This window comes from Ruegeria sp. HKCCD7296 (assembly GCF_013110775.1).
Taxonomy (GTDB): Bacteria; Pseudomonadota; Alphaproteobacteria; order Rhodobacterales; family Rhodobacteraceae; genus Ruegeria.
Genome location: NZ_WVRF01000002.1, coordinates 284386 through 300650, shown reverse-complemented (window position 1 = coordinate 300650; position 16265 = coordinate 284386). Strand labels below are relative to the sequence as shown.

Annotated in this window: 13 protein-coding genes; 4 read left to right on the top strand and 9 right to left on the bottom strand. The window is 57.3% G+C overall.

Annotated elements, in window-relative coordinates:
- Position 1: 1 nt before the first annotated feature.
- The 6 genes from GS632_RS04150 to GS632_RS04125 form a co-directional block, all read right to left on the bottom strand.
- Positions 2–1552, bottom strand: a complete 1551-nt coding sequence (locus GS632_RS04150; RefSeq protein ID WP_171237445.1) for an efflux transporter outer membrane subunit — start codon at positions 1550–1552, stop codon at positions 2–4.
- An 11-nt stretch (positions 1553–1563) separates the two neighbouring features.
- On the bottom strand, positions 1564–2709 hold the full coding sequence (locus GS632_RS04145; RefSeq protein WP_171237446.1) for an HlyD family secretion protein: 1146 nt from the start codon (positions 2707–2709) through the stop codon (positions 1564–1566).
- 21 nt (positions 2710–2730) lie between these two features.
- Positions 2731–3093: a DUF3302 domain-containing protein gene (locus tag GS632_RS04140; RefSeq protein WP_171237447.1), complete on the bottom strand. Its 363-nt coding sequence runs from the start codon at positions 3091–3093 to the stop codon at positions 2731–2733.
- A gap of 31 nt (positions 3094–3124) precedes the next feature.
- Positions 3125–3700, bottom strand: coding sequence for a disulfide bond formation protein B (locus GS632_RS04135; protein WP_171237448.1), 576 nt, complete (start codon positions 3698–3700; stop codon positions 3125–3127).
- 10 nt (positions 3701–3710) lie between these two features.
- Complete coding sequence (locus tag GS632_RS04130) at positions 3711–3866, bottom strand: DUF5993 family protein (RefSeq protein ID WP_171174506.1); 156 nt, start codon at positions 3864–3866, stop codon at positions 3711–3713.
- Between the two features lie 105 nt (positions 3867–3971).
- The gene (locus tag GS632_RS04125) at positions 3972–4736 is read right to left on the bottom strand and encodes a DeoR/GlpR family DNA-binding transcription regulator (RefSeq protein ID WP_171174504.1); all 765 of its coding nucleotides are present in this window, start codon (positions 4734–4736) and stop codon (positions 3972–3974) included.
- A 179-nt stretch (positions 4737–4915) separates the two neighbouring features.
- Between GS632_RS04125 and glpD the strand changes: the two genes are divergently transcribed.
- Both glpD and GS632_RS04115 read left to right on the top strand, forming a co-directional pair.
- A complete protein-coding gene (gene glpD / locus GS632_RS04120; RefSeq protein WP_171237449.1) occupies positions 4916–6493 on the top strand; it encodes a glycerol-3-phosphate dehydrogenase in 1578 nt (525 codons plus the stop codon).
- A gap of 196 nt (positions 6494–6689) precedes the next feature.
- A complete protein-coding gene (locus GS632_RS04115) occupies positions 6690–7235 on the top strand; it encodes a DUF2087 domain-containing protein (protein WP_171237450.1) in 546 nt (181 codons plus the stop codon).
- Positions 7236–7271: 36 nt separating this feature from the next.
- On the opposite strand, the gene GS632_RS04110 is transcribed toward GS632_RS04115, so the two are convergent.
- The 3 genes from GS632_RS04110 to metG form a co-directional block, all read right to left on the bottom strand.
- A complete protein-coding gene (locus GS632_RS04110) occupies positions 7272–10409 on the bottom strand; it encodes an efflux RND transporter permease subunit (protein WP_171237451.1) in 3138 nt (1045 codons plus the stop codon).
- Between the two features lie 3 nt (positions 10410–10412).
- A complete protein-coding gene (locus tag GS632_RS04105) occupies positions 10413–11570 on the bottom strand; it encodes an efflux RND transporter periplasmic adaptor subunit (protein ID WP_171174496.1) in 1158 nt (385 codons plus the stop codon).
- Between the two features lie 247 nt (positions 11571–11817).
- Positions 11818–13563, bottom strand: coding sequence for a methionine--tRNA ligase (gene metG / locus GS632_RS04100; RefSeq protein ID WP_171237452.1), 1746 nt, complete (start codon positions 13561–13563; stop codon positions 11818–11820).
- A 255-nt stretch (positions 13564–13818) separates the two neighbouring features.
- Here metG and GS632_RS04095 point away from each other — a divergent pair, with 255 nt between their 5' ends.
- Both GS632_RS04095 and GS632_RS04090 read left to right on the top strand, forming a co-directional pair.
- Positions 13819–14535 carry an OB-fold-containig protein gene (locus GS632_RS04095; protein ID WP_171237453.1) on the top strand — a complete coding sequence of 239 codons (717 nt, stop codon included), beginning with the start codon at positions 13819–13821 and terminating at the stop codon, positions 14533–14535.
- A gap of 34 nt (positions 14536–14569) precedes the next feature.
- The gene (locus tag GS632_RS04090; protein WP_171721370.1) at positions 14570–16243 is read left to right on the top strand and encodes a flotillin family protein; all 1674 of its coding nucleotides are present in this window, start codon (positions 14570–14572) and stop codon (positions 16241–16243) included.
- Positions 16244–16265: the final 22 nt, after the last annotated feature.

Sequence of the window (16265 nt, the reverse complement as noted above, 5' to 3'; positions counted from 1 at the left end):
TTCAGTTCAGGCTGGCACCGGTTGGGGTTTTCTGCAGCAGATCCCCCCAGTCGGTACGATAGGCCATTTCGGCCAAGACGGTCTCGGGCAGAAACTCCTGATTTTGACGGATCTGCCAACCGCCGCCTAAACCTTTGTAAACCGCGACCAGATTGCTGGACACTTGCTGACGCGCTTCGATTAGATTGGCTTGTGAGCGTAGCAGCGCGGTTTGCGTGTTCAGAATGCGCGAATAGCTGGCAATGCCGTCCGTGTACTGGCTGACTGCAATCTCAGCCGCCTTGCGCGAAGCGTCGACGCTTTGCTGATAGAACCCAACCTGTTTGCGTGCCTGCGCATAAGCGACCATTGCGCTTTCAACCTCGGAATACGCAGTCAGCACGGTGTTCTGGTAATTGGCGATCAGCGCCTGATAGGCGGCATCCTGCGCGCGGACATTGTTCTTGATGCGGCCATAGTTCAGCACGTTCCAGACCACACCAGCGCTGGCCAGACCGGTGGTGCTGTTGCCACTGAACAGGTCGCGCCCGCCCGAAGCCTGTAGGCCAATCGAGCCGGACAGCACGAATTGCGGATACAGATCCGCCATCGCGATGCCCACCTGCGCCGATTGCGTTGCTGCGGCCAGCTCCGCGGCCCGCACATCCGGGCGGCGGCGCAGCAGTTCGGCGGGTACACCCACAGCCACATTTGTCCGCGCGGACGGGATGCGGCCCGAGTTCCCCAACAAACTGGTCATCCGGGACGGCGTGACACCCAGCAGCACGGCCAGGGCATTCTTGGTTTGTTGCAGGTCACTTTCCAGCTCGGGCACCAAAGCTTTGGTGTTGTTGAGAAGGGCGGTAGACTCCTGCACGTCCAACTCGGTGGTGACACCGTTGTTGAAACGCAATTGGGTCAGGTCCGCAGAATCTTGCTGCAACTTGATGTTTTCGCGGGCGATTGCCAAAGATTCCTGTAACGCGCGGATATCGACGTACAAAGCAGCCACATCCCCGGTCAGTGTCACCAACGCGTCGTCGTAATTGGCCACCTGAAGTGCCAGATTAGACCGCGCGGCCTGCACCCCGCGCCGCTGTGCGCCCCAGACGTCCAGCTCCCACTGGGCATCGAAGCCGACTTGCGAGGTCGAGAATTCGGTATCCAGCGGAATGATGCGGTTGATATCGGCAATGGGTCCAAGATTGTCGCTGATCTGCCGTCGCTGCAACGACCCGCCAATGGCCTGGGATTGCGGGTAAAGCTCACCAAATGCGATGCCCAACTGTGCACGGGCCTGCAACACACGTGCACCCGCAACCTGAAGGGTCAGGTTTTGCGCATAAGCTTCTGCAATCAGCTTGTTGAGGGTGGGGTCATTGAACGTCTCCCACCATTTCACCACGGGTGCGCTGCGCGATGTCAGGCCGCTTTGGCCGGTGCTGGGGGCGTTCACCTCGATCCATTGCTTCACGACCGGAGAGTTCGGGCGCACGAAATCCGGCCCCACTGGTGCACAAGCCACCAGAGTAGCAGCGCAAAGGGCAGTTCCCAGAAACCGGCGGAGTGTCATAGCGCGCTTCCTCAGATATCCAGCGGTCGGATGAAGTTGGCGAAGGAATAGAGGCGGATGTTGATGCGCCTCAGGAACTCAAAGCTTTTGCCCATACCGGTATAGATCGCTACGGCCGCATGGCCACCAGCGGGGAAAGTGTGGCCTTCAGGCAAGTCGACCGTGATCTGTACGGCAATCCGACCGGGCAGTTTGGGCAGTTCAAAACCCGGCAGGCGGCCCGACGGGATGAGTTGCCCTTGCCGGGTGGCCCACCAGATCGCCTCGACCTTGCCCGTCAGGATTTCACCGGGATAGAGGTCCAGCGCTACTTCAACCTCTTGTCCTGGTTCGACAAATTTCAGGTTCTGTTGACGGAAGGTGGCAAGGATATAGGGGTTGTCTTCGGTCACGAAGCTCGCGATTGCGCCCAATCGGACGTCGCCGACAACCAGACCGGGACGTGCCTGCTGTGACACGATCATCCCGTTTTCAGGCGCATAGATGGTGGTGTTTTCCAGAAAGTACTCGGCCTCGGCCAATTGGGCCTGAGCCTGAAGAATACCCGTGTTCACGCCGTCAATCTGCGATTCCACAGCCAGTTGTGCCTTTTCCAGATTGGCCTGCGCTTGTTTGACGGCAGCCAGATCTTCGGTCACCTGCTCGTTCCAACGGTCCAGATCGTCTTGCCGCGCTCCGCCAGCGGGCACCAGGTTCTCATAGCGGGCTTGTTGGGTCTGCGCATAGGCTAGTTGCGCGTTTGCGCGTTCTACAGCTTCGGTCGACGCGACCACATCCTGTTCCAGGATTTTGGCATTCTGCTCGGCCGCGACCAGTTGGGCCTTTGCATTGTCCACCGCCAGAGAAAACACCGTGTCATCAAAGCGATAAAGCGGATCGCCTTTTGTGACTTGAGTGTTCGGCTCGACCAGTACCTCGGTCAATATTGTTGGCTGCGTCAGTTTGGGCACGATCTGTATGGTCGAACGCACCACGTGGCTGTCTGCCGAGAAGGGCTGAAAAAACCGAAGCGCCACCAGAAAGATCAGCAGCAGATGCGCGCCCACCCAGAACGAGACGATGCCCCAGGCAATATTGAATTTCAAAAGTTCCAGCTTGAAGAAGATGAGCCAGACAAAAATGATGTAAAAAAGCGTGATGCCGAGGGCAACGAACATAGGTATTTCTTTCCTTCGGCCTTAGCTTTTCTGCGTGTTGTCTGTGTCCAGACGATCCTGATACTCAGGTCTGACCTTGCCGCCCAGACGTTTGATTTCGTCGCGAATGGCGTCTTTCTCTTCATCCGGGCCCCGGCGAATGTCCACCGTAACGCCATCATGGAACGCCCACATAAAGGCGTGAACCCAAGGAACCACGGCCAAAAACCCCATCCATCCCATGATCTTGACGGCTTCGGCATGCGGATGATTGCGCTTGATCGCGATCCGTCCCGGAAGCCCCATGAGAAACAGAAACACACCCATCACCGCTGCAAGAAGCAGGATCAGCGCAACAAATGTCAGATAGTCGTAATAGCCTAACGGCTGCCCCAATAGTCCCATGCTCGTGCCTCCTCTTCGGGCGAAGGTTGTCTTATCCTCCGTTGTCCGCGTCCAGTTCGTCAATCAATTTGTAGCTTGTAGGCGGGTCAGCGCAGATGCCGGGGCCGCATTCCAGAAGGGTTGACCCGGCATTCAGCACAGCCAGCGCCAGCATGACGAAAAAGGCAGTTTTGGCCAGTTTGTTGCCTCCAAATTTCGGCTCTGCAGACGCGTCGTGGTCGTACTGACGCTCAAACAACAGCATGACTGCCGTGCCCAGCAAGACGAGGAAGAAGGCGATTGCTGCCCATGTGTAATAGTGAAGCCCCAGAACCGGTGATCCGTAATGGCCTGTTCCGGGTACGATATGCAGCAGGATCTGACGGATCGAAACCGAGACCCCATACAGCGCAGCGATCAGAACAATCGCATAATGGTGGGGTCTTGCGCCGTATAGCAGGTTCAGGCCAAGCCCAACCCCCACGGCCACAAAACCGACCCGCTGCAACAGGCAAAGCGGGCAGGGCAGTTCATAGAGCGCAAATTGGTAAACATATGCCAGAACCAGAACGAGGCTGACAGCAAGCATTCCGATCGCATTGAGGGTTCGGGACAGTTCAGGTGTCATAACGGTCCCTTTACAGTTGAATGGTCAATTGGCTGGTGGCGTGGAATTTCAACCAATAGATGCTGAGCGCCAACGTGGCGAAAAACAGCAAACCCCCGGTCTTCGTCAGGTTGAAATAGTTGAGCCCCATTGTGACGGTAAACAGCAGAAACAATAACGCAATCATGGCCCGGTCCTTCCTTCCCGTGCACATTGTAATTACAGTGAATAGTGTCAGGCCGATCGGCATCTGACAAGCTGCGCAATTCACCCAAACGTTGAAGCGTGAAAGCTACTGCGCGCAGAGAACGACCTCTGTTTGCCATTCCCGACAGTGTTGCGGCAGATCACCCGGCAGATGAACGTCTGTGTAAATCCTGTCGATTTCGGACATCGATGTGATCCGCGCAGGGGCTGAACGTTGAAACTTTGAATGATCTGCCACCAGAAAGGTACGCCGGGCTTGTGCGATGATCGTTTGGCTGACCTGAACCTCTTGGAAGTCGAAATCCAACAGATCTCCGTCTCGATCCAGTGCCGAGCATCCGATGACGGCCAGGTCAAACTTGAACTGCTGTATCGTCGAAACAGTCAGATTGCCGATCAGCCCGCCATCCGAACGTCGCAAGACGCCGCCCGCCACGACGATCTCGCAGTCGGGGTTTTCAATCAGGATGTTGGCGACGTTCATGTTGTTGGTCACGACCATCAGATTCTTATGGCTCAGCAATTGCCGTGCTACGGCCTCGGTTGAGGTGCCGATATTCATGAAGATTGAGGCACCATCCGGAATATCAGAGGCGCAGGTCTGCGCGATGCGGGTTTTGGCATCCGCATTCAGCGCGCGCCGGTCGTCATAACCGATATTGGACACGCCCGAGCGTAGAACCGCGCCGCCATGAACCCGGTCAAGTTTCCCGGCATCCGCAAGTTCCGTCAGGTCGCGCCGGATCGTCTGTACGGTGACGCCAAACCGCTCGGCCAACCCTTCGACCGTGACGCGCCCTTCAATGCTGGCGATGTCCAGAATGTCGGATTGGCGGAACGAAAGAGACATGGGGCAGATCCAAAGCAATGCGCTCTTTCGTTTTTGTTCTTTTCTAGGGAATTGGCAAGAAGGGCTGTGAAAATTTCATATCAGCGTTGCAAAAAGAAAATAAACGAACATAAACATTGACCATACGAATGGTATTCTGGCTAATACGCCTGATCAGGCCTTGCGAGGAATCAAGGGATATGCAGCCGACGGATAATCAGATCACAGACCTTTTCATCATTGGTGGCGGCATTAATGGCTGTGGCATCGCACGGGACGCTGCTGGGCGGGGCCTGTCCGTTATGCTTGCGGAAATGAACGATCTGGCGTCTGCTACGTCTTCTGCTTCGACTAAGCTGTTTCATGGCGGGCTGCGATATCTGGAGTTTTTTGAAATCCGGCTTGTTCGCGAGGCACTGATCGAACGTGAAACCCTGCTGCGGGCCATGCCTCATATCAGCTGGCCGATGCGCTTTGTATTGCCTTACCACGCGGATATGCGGTTCGATTCCGAGACACCGACATCGCGATTGCTTAGCACAGTTATGCCGTGGATGCGCGGGCGGCGTCCGGCTTGGCTGATCCGGTTGGGGTTGTTCCTCTACGATAATCTGGGCGGGCGCAAAATTCTGCCCGGAACCACGTCGCTGAACTTGCGCACGGCCGCAGAAGGAACCCCTCTACAGGATAGATTCGAAACGGCTTATGAGTATTCCGATTGTTGGATCGAGGATTCCCGCCTGGTGGTTCTGAATGCACGCGACGCTGAGGCGCGTGGTGCGCAGATCATGGTGCGGACCGAGGTGATTTCGGCCGAGCGGGTGGACGATCTGTGGAGGGTAACTGTTCGGGATCGTGACAGCGATCAGACCCGTGTAATTCAGGCCAAAATGCTGATCAACGCCGGTGGCCCGTGGGTCGGCGACATCATACAGACGAAGATCCGCGTGAACTCGCGCGAGGGCGTCAGGCTGGTACGTGGCAGCCATATCGTGACGCCCAGGCTGTACGATCACGACAAGTGCTATTTCTTTCAGGGTGAAGATGGCCGTATTATTTTTGCCATTCCTTATGAACAGGACTTCACCCTGATTGGCACAACCGATCAGGATCATCCGGATCCGTCCACCGCGCCGGTATGTACCGAGGCCGAGCAGGAGTATCTATGCGCCTTCGCTTCGAAATACTTCCAACGCGCCGTGACCCGCGACGATATTGTCTGGACCTATTCCGGCGTGCGCCCGCTGTATGACGATGGGGCCAGCAGCGCGACAGCAGCGACGCGCGACTACACGCTGAAAGTTGACGCTCAGGGTGGGGCACCGGTCCTGAACGTATTTGGCGGTAAGATCACCACCTATCGCAGGCTCGCAGAAAGCGCGTTGGAAAAGGTGGCTGAGTTCTTTCCGGACCTGCCCAAACCCTGGACTGCCGGAGTTGCCTTGCCCGGCGGCGACTTTCCGGTGGATGCCGTAGATGCCCTGAAAAGCAAACTTCTGGCGGAGTATCCTTTTCTGAACGCAGCATGGGCAGCTCGGTTGATCCGCGCCTATGGGACCGAGGCGCCCGCAGTTATTGCTGGCGCTAAACTAGCGTCTGACCTGGGTGAAGATTTTGGCGCAACCCTGACCGCGCAAGAGGTTACTTGGTTGATGGACAAGGAATATGCGCGCACCGCCGAAGACGTCGTCTGGCGACGCAACAAGCTGGGGCTTCGGCTTAACGACGAACAGATCGCGCGGATCGATGGTTGGATGGCCGAGCGCCGCGCCGCGTAACAGGGGCGCATGCCCCTTGGCGATCGACCGCTGTTATGCTAGCCATCGGGCACGGTCGGCAGACACCGAGGCGCCGCTGCTCTGTTTCAGAGCGCTAAACCTGCCTTTAGGATAGGATTGACATCGCAACACTCAGGGCGTTGCTTCGTCAGGTCAGCGGCCAACGAATGCGCAGAACGCCCGATATGGATGTGTGATGAGCAAGACACCAGTCCCTTTGCATGTGGATGATCTAACCCCGTTTGTTCGTACCCTGGCCATCCAGTTGGGAGGGGCCAGCCCTTCGCACTTAAAACTGATGAACATGGTGGCACGCGCAGCCGGTTATCAGAATGTGCAACATATGCGAGCCGACAGCGCCGCCAGTCGCCGATTACAGGCGCGCTCGGACCCACCACCACCCAATGCGCGAGCAGTGGAACGCGCACTGCGTTTGTTCGATTCAAACGGCAGGTTGCAGCTTTGGCCTTCGAAACGTTCGGTGCAAAACCTTGCACTCTGGGCTGTTTGGGCCGCTTTACCCTCAGGTGCATCCTTGCATGAGGCCGAGGTTAACGCGTGCCTCAACGCTGAACATTCCTTTTACGATCCGGCCACCTTGCGGCGCACGATGATTTCTTGCGGGCTGCTTACACGGCGCAGGGATGGATCAGAATATCGCAGAATCGAGCAGGAACCTCCAGCCGATGCGAAACAGGTGATCCACGAGGTTACCAGCCGTCGTCGCGCAAGATCACCCTAAGAAAAAACCCCGCCGTTGAGGCGGGGTTTTTGAGGATCAGGTGGCAGTCTCGGTCGGGCCGGGATCGTTTTTGCTGCCCTTCAGCCATTCCCTCATGCTTTGCATGAGGGCATACAGCACCGGAACCACGATCACACCAATCAGCGTCGCCGCCAACATGCCGCCGAACACCGCCACGCCAATCGCTTTCTGGCTTGCAGCACCGGCTCCGTTCGCCGCCAAGAGGGGCACAACACCCAAGAGGAAGGACAGGGCGGTCATCATCACGGCGCGGAACCGCTGATGCGCAGCCTCGGTTGCGGCCTCTTTGATTGACAGGCCATTGGCGCGTTGCTCCATTGCAAACTCAACGATCAGAATACCGTTTTTTGAGGCCAGCCCAACAAGCATAATCATGCCGATTTGCGTATAAAGGTTGATGTCACTGCCGACGATAGCGACAGCCGCGACCGCCCCAAATAGGGCCACGACCACAGATAGCAGGATCGAAACCGGCAATGTCCAACTTTCGTACTGCCCCACCAGGAACAGGTATCCGAACAGGATTGCGAGACCCAGGATAATGATCACCAGACTGCCTGAGGCCAGCTGTTGCTGCGCCGTACCGGTCCATTCGAACGTGTAACCAGGGGGCAGGGCGGTGGCCGATTCCTCAGTCATCACTGTGATAGCGTCACCACTGGAAAGGCCTGGTGCGGGCACTGCCGTCACTGTGGCCGAGCGAAACAGGTTATGTCGCTTCAACAGAACCGGCCCCAACACGTTTTCAACGTCAATCAGTGTGCCCAACGGAACCATATCGCCCTTTTGCGAGCGGACATAAAGGTTCGCAATATCATCGACATTGTCCCTATAGGTCCCATCAGCCTGTATCATGACGCGATAGACGCGTCCGAACAGGTTGAAGTCGTTGACATAATACGATCCAAGCTGTGCCTGCATCGTCTGGAATACCTCGGCGACGGACACATCCAGCGTTTTGGCTTTTTCACGATCCAGATCCACGAATAGCTGTGGAACGTTGGCCCTGAAGGTGGTGTAAGCCTGCCCAATCTCGGGCCGCTGGTTCGCAGCATAGACAAAGGACCCCACGGCTGAGGCCAGATCCTGAGGCGAGCCGCCGCCAGTTTGCTGTACCTCCATCTCGACACCAGCCGACATGCCCAAGCCTTGAATAGGCGGTGGGTTGAAGGCCACGATCGAGGCCGCGGATTCGGCATTGGAGATGGCAAGGACCTTGGCCAGGATCGCATCGGCGCTTAGGTCTTCCTCTTGCCGTTCGCTCCAGTTGTCGAGGTTCACGAAGATCGCAGCGCCATTGGTGATCGTGCCGTTCAGCAGCGAAAAGCCATTGACCAGAACCGTGCTGGCCACACCTGGGATTTCGCGCAATTGATCGTCAAGGCGTGCAGTCACGGCCTCGGTCCGTTCTAGCGTGGCGGCGTCGGGCAGTTGGACATCAACAAAGAGATAGCCGTTATCCTCAAGCGGAATGAACCCGGCTGAGGTGTTCGACATGATCGTCCCTGTACCCATGCCAAGTCCAACCACGATGGCCAGCGCAATGGCAGGAAAAACCAGCAGTTTGCGCACAATGGCGACATAGCCGTTGCGCATTGTGCCGATAAAACCTTCGAAGACAGCCAGCAGCCCCTTGGGCGGGCCCGAGCGCGCACGCAAAACCAGCCCACAGAGTGCAGGGGACAAAGTCAGGGCGTTGATGGACGAAATCACAACCGCGGTCGAAATAGTGACAGCAAACTGTGAATACAATCGTCCCGAAATGCCAGGCATGAAAGTTACCGGTACAAACACGGCCAGCAACACCAGTGTGGTTGCAATGACTGGACCGGTGATTTGGCCCATCGCTTTACGCGTTGCCTCGGCAGGGGGCAGACCTTCGTCTGCGATGATGCGCTCTACGTTCTCGACCACGACAATGGCGTCATCCACCACGATTCCAATGGCCAGAACCAGCGCAAACAGAGAGATCGTGTTCAACGACATGCCGAAGGCCAAAAGGAATGCAAAGGTCCCGATCAAAGACACCGGGATTGCGACGGCCGGGATAATCGTGGCGCGCCAACTGCCCAGGAACACAAACACAACCGAAATCACCAGAATAAAGGTCAGGATCAAGGTCGAGACCACGTCACTCAGCGATGCCTCGACAAAATCGGTGGTGTTGAAGGGCACGTCATATTCCACGTCCGTCGGGAAGGAGCGGGACAGGCGTTCCAGTTCTGCTTCCACGCGCTCGGACACGGCCAGCGCATTCGCGCCGGGTGCCTGATAGATACCGATCACAGTAGCTGGAACGGCCTGGAAATAGCCCGAGGCCGAATAGAACTGCGCGCCAAGTTCAGTTCGGGCGATGTCTTTCACGCGCACGATCGCGCCATCTTCACCTGTGCGGATTACGATATCGCTGAACTCTTCGGCGGATGTGAGGCGACCCTTGGACTTGATCGTGTATTGAAACGTCTGCCCTTCGGGCACCGGAGGGGCGCCGATCGAACCCGCCGATACTTCTATGTTCTGTTCGCGGATCGCATTGATCACGTCGCCCGGCGTGATGGACAGAGCGGCCATCTTGTCCGGGTCCATCCAGATCCGCATGGCGTATTCCAGGTTGGTCAGAACGTCCGCCTTACCAACGCCCTGCACACGCGCCAGCGCGTCTCGCAGATTGATCGAGGCGTAGTTGGACAGGAACACGCTGTCATAGGTGCCATCGGGCGACGTCAACGTGACCAGCATTAGCATGTTGGTCGATGATTTCTGTGTGACCACACCCGACGATGTCACTTCGGCTGGCAGCGAAGACATTGCCTGCGCCACCCGGTTTTGCACGTTGACCGATGCGATGTCGGGGTCGGTGCCGACCTCGAAGGTGACATCCAGCGAATAGGATCCGTTATCAGACGATCTGGACGTCATATAGATCATGTCGTCCACACCGTTGACCTGTGCCTCAATGGGCGCGGCGACAGTGTTTTCCACGGTTTCCGCATTTGCACCGGTGTAAGTGGTAGAGACGTTGACCACGGGCGGAGTGATATCCGGGAACTGCGCCACCGGAAGAACCAAATAGCCAATGCCGCCCATGATGGTCAGCACAAGCGAGATGACAAGCGCCAGCTTGGGCCGGCTAATGAACAGGGCTGAGAACATCAGTTATTCTCCTGGCTGTTCAGAGGCAACGACCGCGTCAACAGCCACGCCGGGGCGAACGCGTTGAAGGCCCTCAACAATCACACTTTCACCTTCGCGCAGGCCTTCTTTTACAATGATGGCCGTGCCAACAGCGTCGCCGGTGGTGATGTAGCGTTGCTCAACCATCTGCTTGTCGTTGACCACCAGAACGAACTCGCCGCGCTGATCACGCTGCAAGGCGGCCTGAGGCACCAGAACTTGCAAGGTTGGCTCCAGCGCTTCGATTTGTACGGTCACGAAGGCGCCGTCCAGGATCAGACGGGCGGCATTGTCGAATTGCGCCCGGACCCTGATTGCGCCTGTCAAAGGGTCGATGCGGTTATCGACAAAGACAATTTTTCCGGTTTCATCCAACTCGCTTCCATTTGGCAGGATCACGTGAACATTGGGGCTTTGCGGGCTTTCCGCCAAAGAGGCCGAGTTTTCGCCATAAGATTCCAGAACCGTCGTGAATACTTTTTCATTGAGGGAAAAATTCACGTAAATTGGTGTTTCGCTAACGATATTGACCAATGGAGGGTTGGTTGGACCGACCACGTCACCAACGCTGGTCGTGATGCTGCCGATACGTCCATCAAACGGCGCATGGATCTGCGTATAACTCAGGTCAAGCTCGGCTTGTTGGATCGCGGCATTCGCTGCCTTGACCTCTGCTTCTGCAACCAACTCGTTGGCGCGCGCGATGTCGCGTTCCGACTCTGGTGTGGCATCGCGTTTGTAAAGTTCTTCCTTGCGCGCAAGATCGACTTTGGCGAGTTCCAGATTGGCCTCGGCCCGGTTCAAATCGGCCTTGCGAGCTTCAAGCGTCGCTTCATACAGGTCGGGTTCGATGGTGAAGAGCAGGTCTCCCTCTTTGACTGTAGCGCCATCTTCGACTTCCCTGCTGTTGAGAAACCCGTTCACTCGGGCCACGATGTCGACCTTGTTGATTGCCTGAGCACGCCCGATGAACGAGGCTTCATCCGTGATTTCTTGGGTATAGGCTGCCGCAATTGAGACTTTGGGGGGTGCGCCTTCCTCTTGTGCGACAACCGGATACGCCAATCCGAGAGACAACAGCAGGGACGCTGTGGCCAGAGGCCTGCTGATCCGGTTGGATGAGAAACGTGTTGGGAACATGGCGAAAGCCTCGTGCGTGACAGAAACAAATGATGCCGGGCCCGCCGTATTGGAGGCCCGAGTCGGAAGAACTTCGCATCAGGATGACTTTTTTGACATGGTTTCTCAAGCGTGATGACGCCTGAACCTGTTGGCACTGGTGCGAAAAATTACTTCGCTTTGACCATGTTAGGTGTTCACTTTGATCATGCCCAAAAGCAAAACAGGGGCCACGCGGGCCCCCGAATACTGTCAGCATGCAACAAGATTAGTTGCGTGTGCCAGCGAATTTTTCCTGCCAGTCTTCACGCTGCTCATCCAAGATTTTGGCGAACAGTACATCGGGCACAGTAAACGCGCGACCCGCAGGCAGCGCGTCCAATGCGGCGGCCAAGTCATCGGGCCATCCCGTGTCCAGCGTGTTCATCGCGCTGAGCATTCGGGCCGAGGTATCGGGAATGAACGGCGCGCTGAGAACAGCATAAAGGCGGATCAGGTTCAGCCCCAGACGCACCTGAGCCGCAGCTTGTTCCGGATCTTCCTTGAAGGTTGACCATGGGGCAGCGGCCTGAAGATACTCATTGCCCGCAACCCAGATCGCCCGCAATTCCTGCGCGGATTTGCGAACCTCCATTGTTTCCATGTGGTCCTCATAGGCGCGGACGCGGCGGGTCAACTCGTCGATCAGAGCGTTTTCGCGTTCGCCAAATCTGCCGCCTTCCGGCACTGCTTCGCCAAACTTCGAGCGGCAGAACTTGGTGATGCGGCTGACAAAGTTACCCAAAACATCAGCAAGGTCCTTGTTCACCGATTGCTGGAAGTTTTCCCACGTAAACTCACTGTCGCTGCTTTCAGGCGCATGGCTCAGCAGCCACCAGCGCCAATAGTCGGCGGGCAGGATCTCAAGCGCCTGATCCATGAACACGCCGCGCCCCTGGCTGGTCGAGAACTGGCCACCATCATAGTTCAGGTAGTTGAAAGACTTGATGTAATCGACCAGCTTCCAGCGCTCGGATGATCCGGTGACTTCGTTATGCGCGTTTGTGCCCAATATAGTGGCCGGGAAAGACAAGGTGTGGAAGGGGACATTGTCCTTGCCCATGAACTGCACATAACGCACGTCTTCTGCGCCTTTGTCGGTGCGCCACCAGCGCTCCCAATCGGCATCGGTTCTACCGCTGGCATCCGCCCATTCCTTGGCACAGGCGATGTATTCGATGGGGGCGTCGAACCAGACATAGAAGACCTTGCCTTCCATGCCGGGCCAGTCCTGGTCACCCTTTTTGACCGGAACGCCCCAGTCCAGATCGCGGGTGATGCCACGATCTTGAAGACCGTCGCCATCATGCAGCCATTTCTTGGCAATTGATGTGGTCAGGACCGGCCAATCGGTCTTGCTGTCGATCCACGCATCCAGTTGATCCTTCATCGCCGACTGGCGCAGATACAGATGCTTGGTCTCGCGCACCTCAAGATCGGTCGAGCCACTTATCGCGCTGCGTGGCTCAATCAGGTCGGTCGGGTCCAACTGCTTGGTGCAGTTCTCGCACTGATCGCCGCGTGCGCGGTCGTACCCGCAATTGGGGCAGGTACCTTCGATGTAGCGGTCGGGCAGAAACCGACCATCCGCGTTGGAATAGACCTGTTTCTCGCTGACCTCACGGATCAGGCCGGCGTCGTCCAGCTTGCCTGCAAAATGCTGGGTCAGGCGCTTGTTCTGTTCACTGGACGAGCGGCCAAAGTGATCGAAGCTGAGGCCGAACCGGTTGGCGATATCGGCCTGAACCGCGTACATGTCAGCGCAGTATTCGGCCACGGGCTTACCGGCTTTGGCAGCCGCCAGTTCCGCGGGCGTGCCGTGTTCATCCGTGGCACACAGGAACATGACCTCATTCCCCCGGCCACGCTGGTAGCGTGCGTACAGGTCGGCTGGCAGTTGCGAGCCGATCAGGTTGCCGAGGTGCTTGATCCCGTTGATGTAAGGGATCGCCGAGGTGATGAGAATCCGAGCCATTTTGCGTGTCCACGTAACTGTCTGCGCGCTCGTCTACCTTATGTAACCCGCCAGCAAAAGGCCGGGTTTTGCGTGGATGTCCTGAAATGCCACGATCCAGTCAAAAAACGCTTTATCAATTGAGTAGCGATTGCAGTTAAACAGGTGTCTACACTACCCATAGGTTGAAAATAGAATCACGATCTCTTGTATTTTTATTATGACTACTCATATTGAGTGTATACAAAAGTATACAAAAACGAGGGCATATTCCTAATGTTCGACTTCCTGCTTGAGGGTGCATTCGTGCCCTTTACCATGGCGCTTGCGCTGCTGTTTGGCCTGCTGGCCCTGGAGCTGATTGCTCTGGTGCTGGGTGGAAGCCTGCTGGCAGGTGAGGGCGAGGTCGATCTGGATGCTGTGGATGTTCCGGATCTGGCTGTTGCAGACTTCGATCTCGACATAGATGCTGACATTGATCTGGGCGAATTCGAACTGGCCGAGATTGAGACGGACGTGCCTGATGCCGCCGCTGCCGGGCCGATGGCATGGTTGGGGATTGGCAAAGTGCCATTCATGATTTGGCTTGTGGTCCTGCTGGCGGGTTTTGGTCTGTCGGGCATCGGCCTGCAATTGGCGCTGCGTGATTTGTTGGGCTTTGATCTGCCAAGCTGGATGGCTGCGATCCCGGCAGCTGCATTCGGTCTGTGGTTTGCGCGCGGCTTTGGTACCGTGTTCGCCCGCCTGTTGCCGAAGACCGAGACTGAGGCGATGTCCGAAAGGATGCTGGCCCGCCGTCGCGGCGTGATCTCGCAAGGGACGGCGTCTCGCGGACGCGCGGCAGAGGTGAGGGTGATGGACCGGTTCGGAAACACCCATCACCTGCGCGCCGAGCCGCTGCAAGACAAAGACATCCTTGAGCAAGGCACTGACGTTCTGGTGCTGCGCGACAGACGGCGGGACCGGTTCGTTCTGGTCGGCTTGTCGGACTAACCAAATTATCAACTCTTAAATCGGAGGATTTTGCATGGAAGTTTCATTCCTGGCGATTACGGTCGTCACCATTCTGGCCGTCCTGCTATTCATCGGCTTTGTACTTGGCCGCCTTTATAAACGCGCGACCCGCGAAGTGAGCCTGGTGAAAACCGGGGCGGGCGGTAAAAAAGTTATCATGGACGGCGGTGTGGTCATCGTGCCGCTGTTGCACGAGGTCAGCCCCGTCAACATGAAGACCCTCCGCCTTGAAGTGCAACGCAGCGGCGAGGCTGCACTGATCACTCAGGACAGGATGCGCGTGGACGTGGGTGTCGAATTCTACGTCTCGGTCATGGCGACGGAAGAGGGAATCGCGCGCGCCGCGCAGACGCTGGGCTCACGCACGTTTGACGTCGAACAACTGCGCGAGATGATCGAAGGTAAACTGATCGACGGTTTGCGCGCCGTGGCCGCGCAGATGACCATGGACGGGCTGCACGAAAACCGCGCTGACTTTGTGCAAGAGGTGCAGAACGCAGTGTCCGAAGACCTGTTGAAGAACGGCCTGTCGCTGGAATCCGTGTCGCTGACTGCGCTTGACCAGACGCCGTTCGAAGCACTGGACGAGAATAACGCCTTTAACGCTGTGGGTATGCGCAAACTGGCCGAGGTGATTGCAGCCTCGAAAAAAGAGCGCGCGCAGATTGATGCGGATGCCGAGGTTGAAGTACGCCGGGCCGCGATGGAGGCCGAGCGTCAGAAACTGCTGATCGAGCAGGACGAGGCACAGGCGCGGATCGAGCAGACTCAGAAGGTTGAAACCCTGCGCGTGGCGCAAGAGGCCGAGATTGCGGCGCGGACCGAAGATTCGGTGCGCGAAACCGAACGTGCCCGGATCGCCCGTGAAGAAGCCATCCGCGGGGCCGAGATCGAGCGCGAGCGCAAGATCCGCGATGCTGAGATTGCGAAAGAACGTGAGATCGAAGTGGCCGAGCAGGAGCGTCAGATCATCATCGCGCAGAAATCCGAAGAGGAAAGCCGTGCGCGTGCATCTGCTGACCTTGCCCGGGCCGAGGCGACAAAGGCGACCGAGGCCGTCGTGACCGCCCGCGAAGTGGCCGAGGCTGAGCGCCAGAAGCAGATCGTATTGATCGAAGCCACGCGCGAAGCCGAACGTCAGGCGACCGCGATCCGTCTGGCCGCGCAGGCCGAGAAAGAAGCCGCCGCAGACCGTGCCGAAGCGCGTCGTGAAGAAGCACAGGCCGAAGCGGATGCGCTGAACATTCGTGCCGAGGCGAAGAAAAACGACATGCTGGCCGAAGCAGAAGGTAAGCGTGCGATTGTTGAAGCCGACAACGCTCTTTCTGCTGCGCAGATCCGCATGAAGGTCGATATGGCCAGGATTGAAACCATGCCGTCGATCATCTCGGAAATGGTGAAACCGGCCGAGAAGATCGACTCGATCAAAATCCATCAGGTTGGTGGGATCGGTGCCGGTGCTTCAGGCGGTGGCGCGGCCAACAGCGACAAGCCGGTGGTCAATCAAGCGCTGGATTCGATCATGGGCATGGCTGTGCAGATGCCCGCACTCAAGAAGCTGGGCGAGGAGCTGGGTCTGTCGATGGAAAACGGTGTCGGCGGAGTAGTGAACGGCGCGCTAGAGGCGACGCCGGAACCCGCAGAAGTGGTCGATGTTGTCGAGGAAGAAACGCTGCCGACTCAATAATATGCGAACAAACAACAAAAGG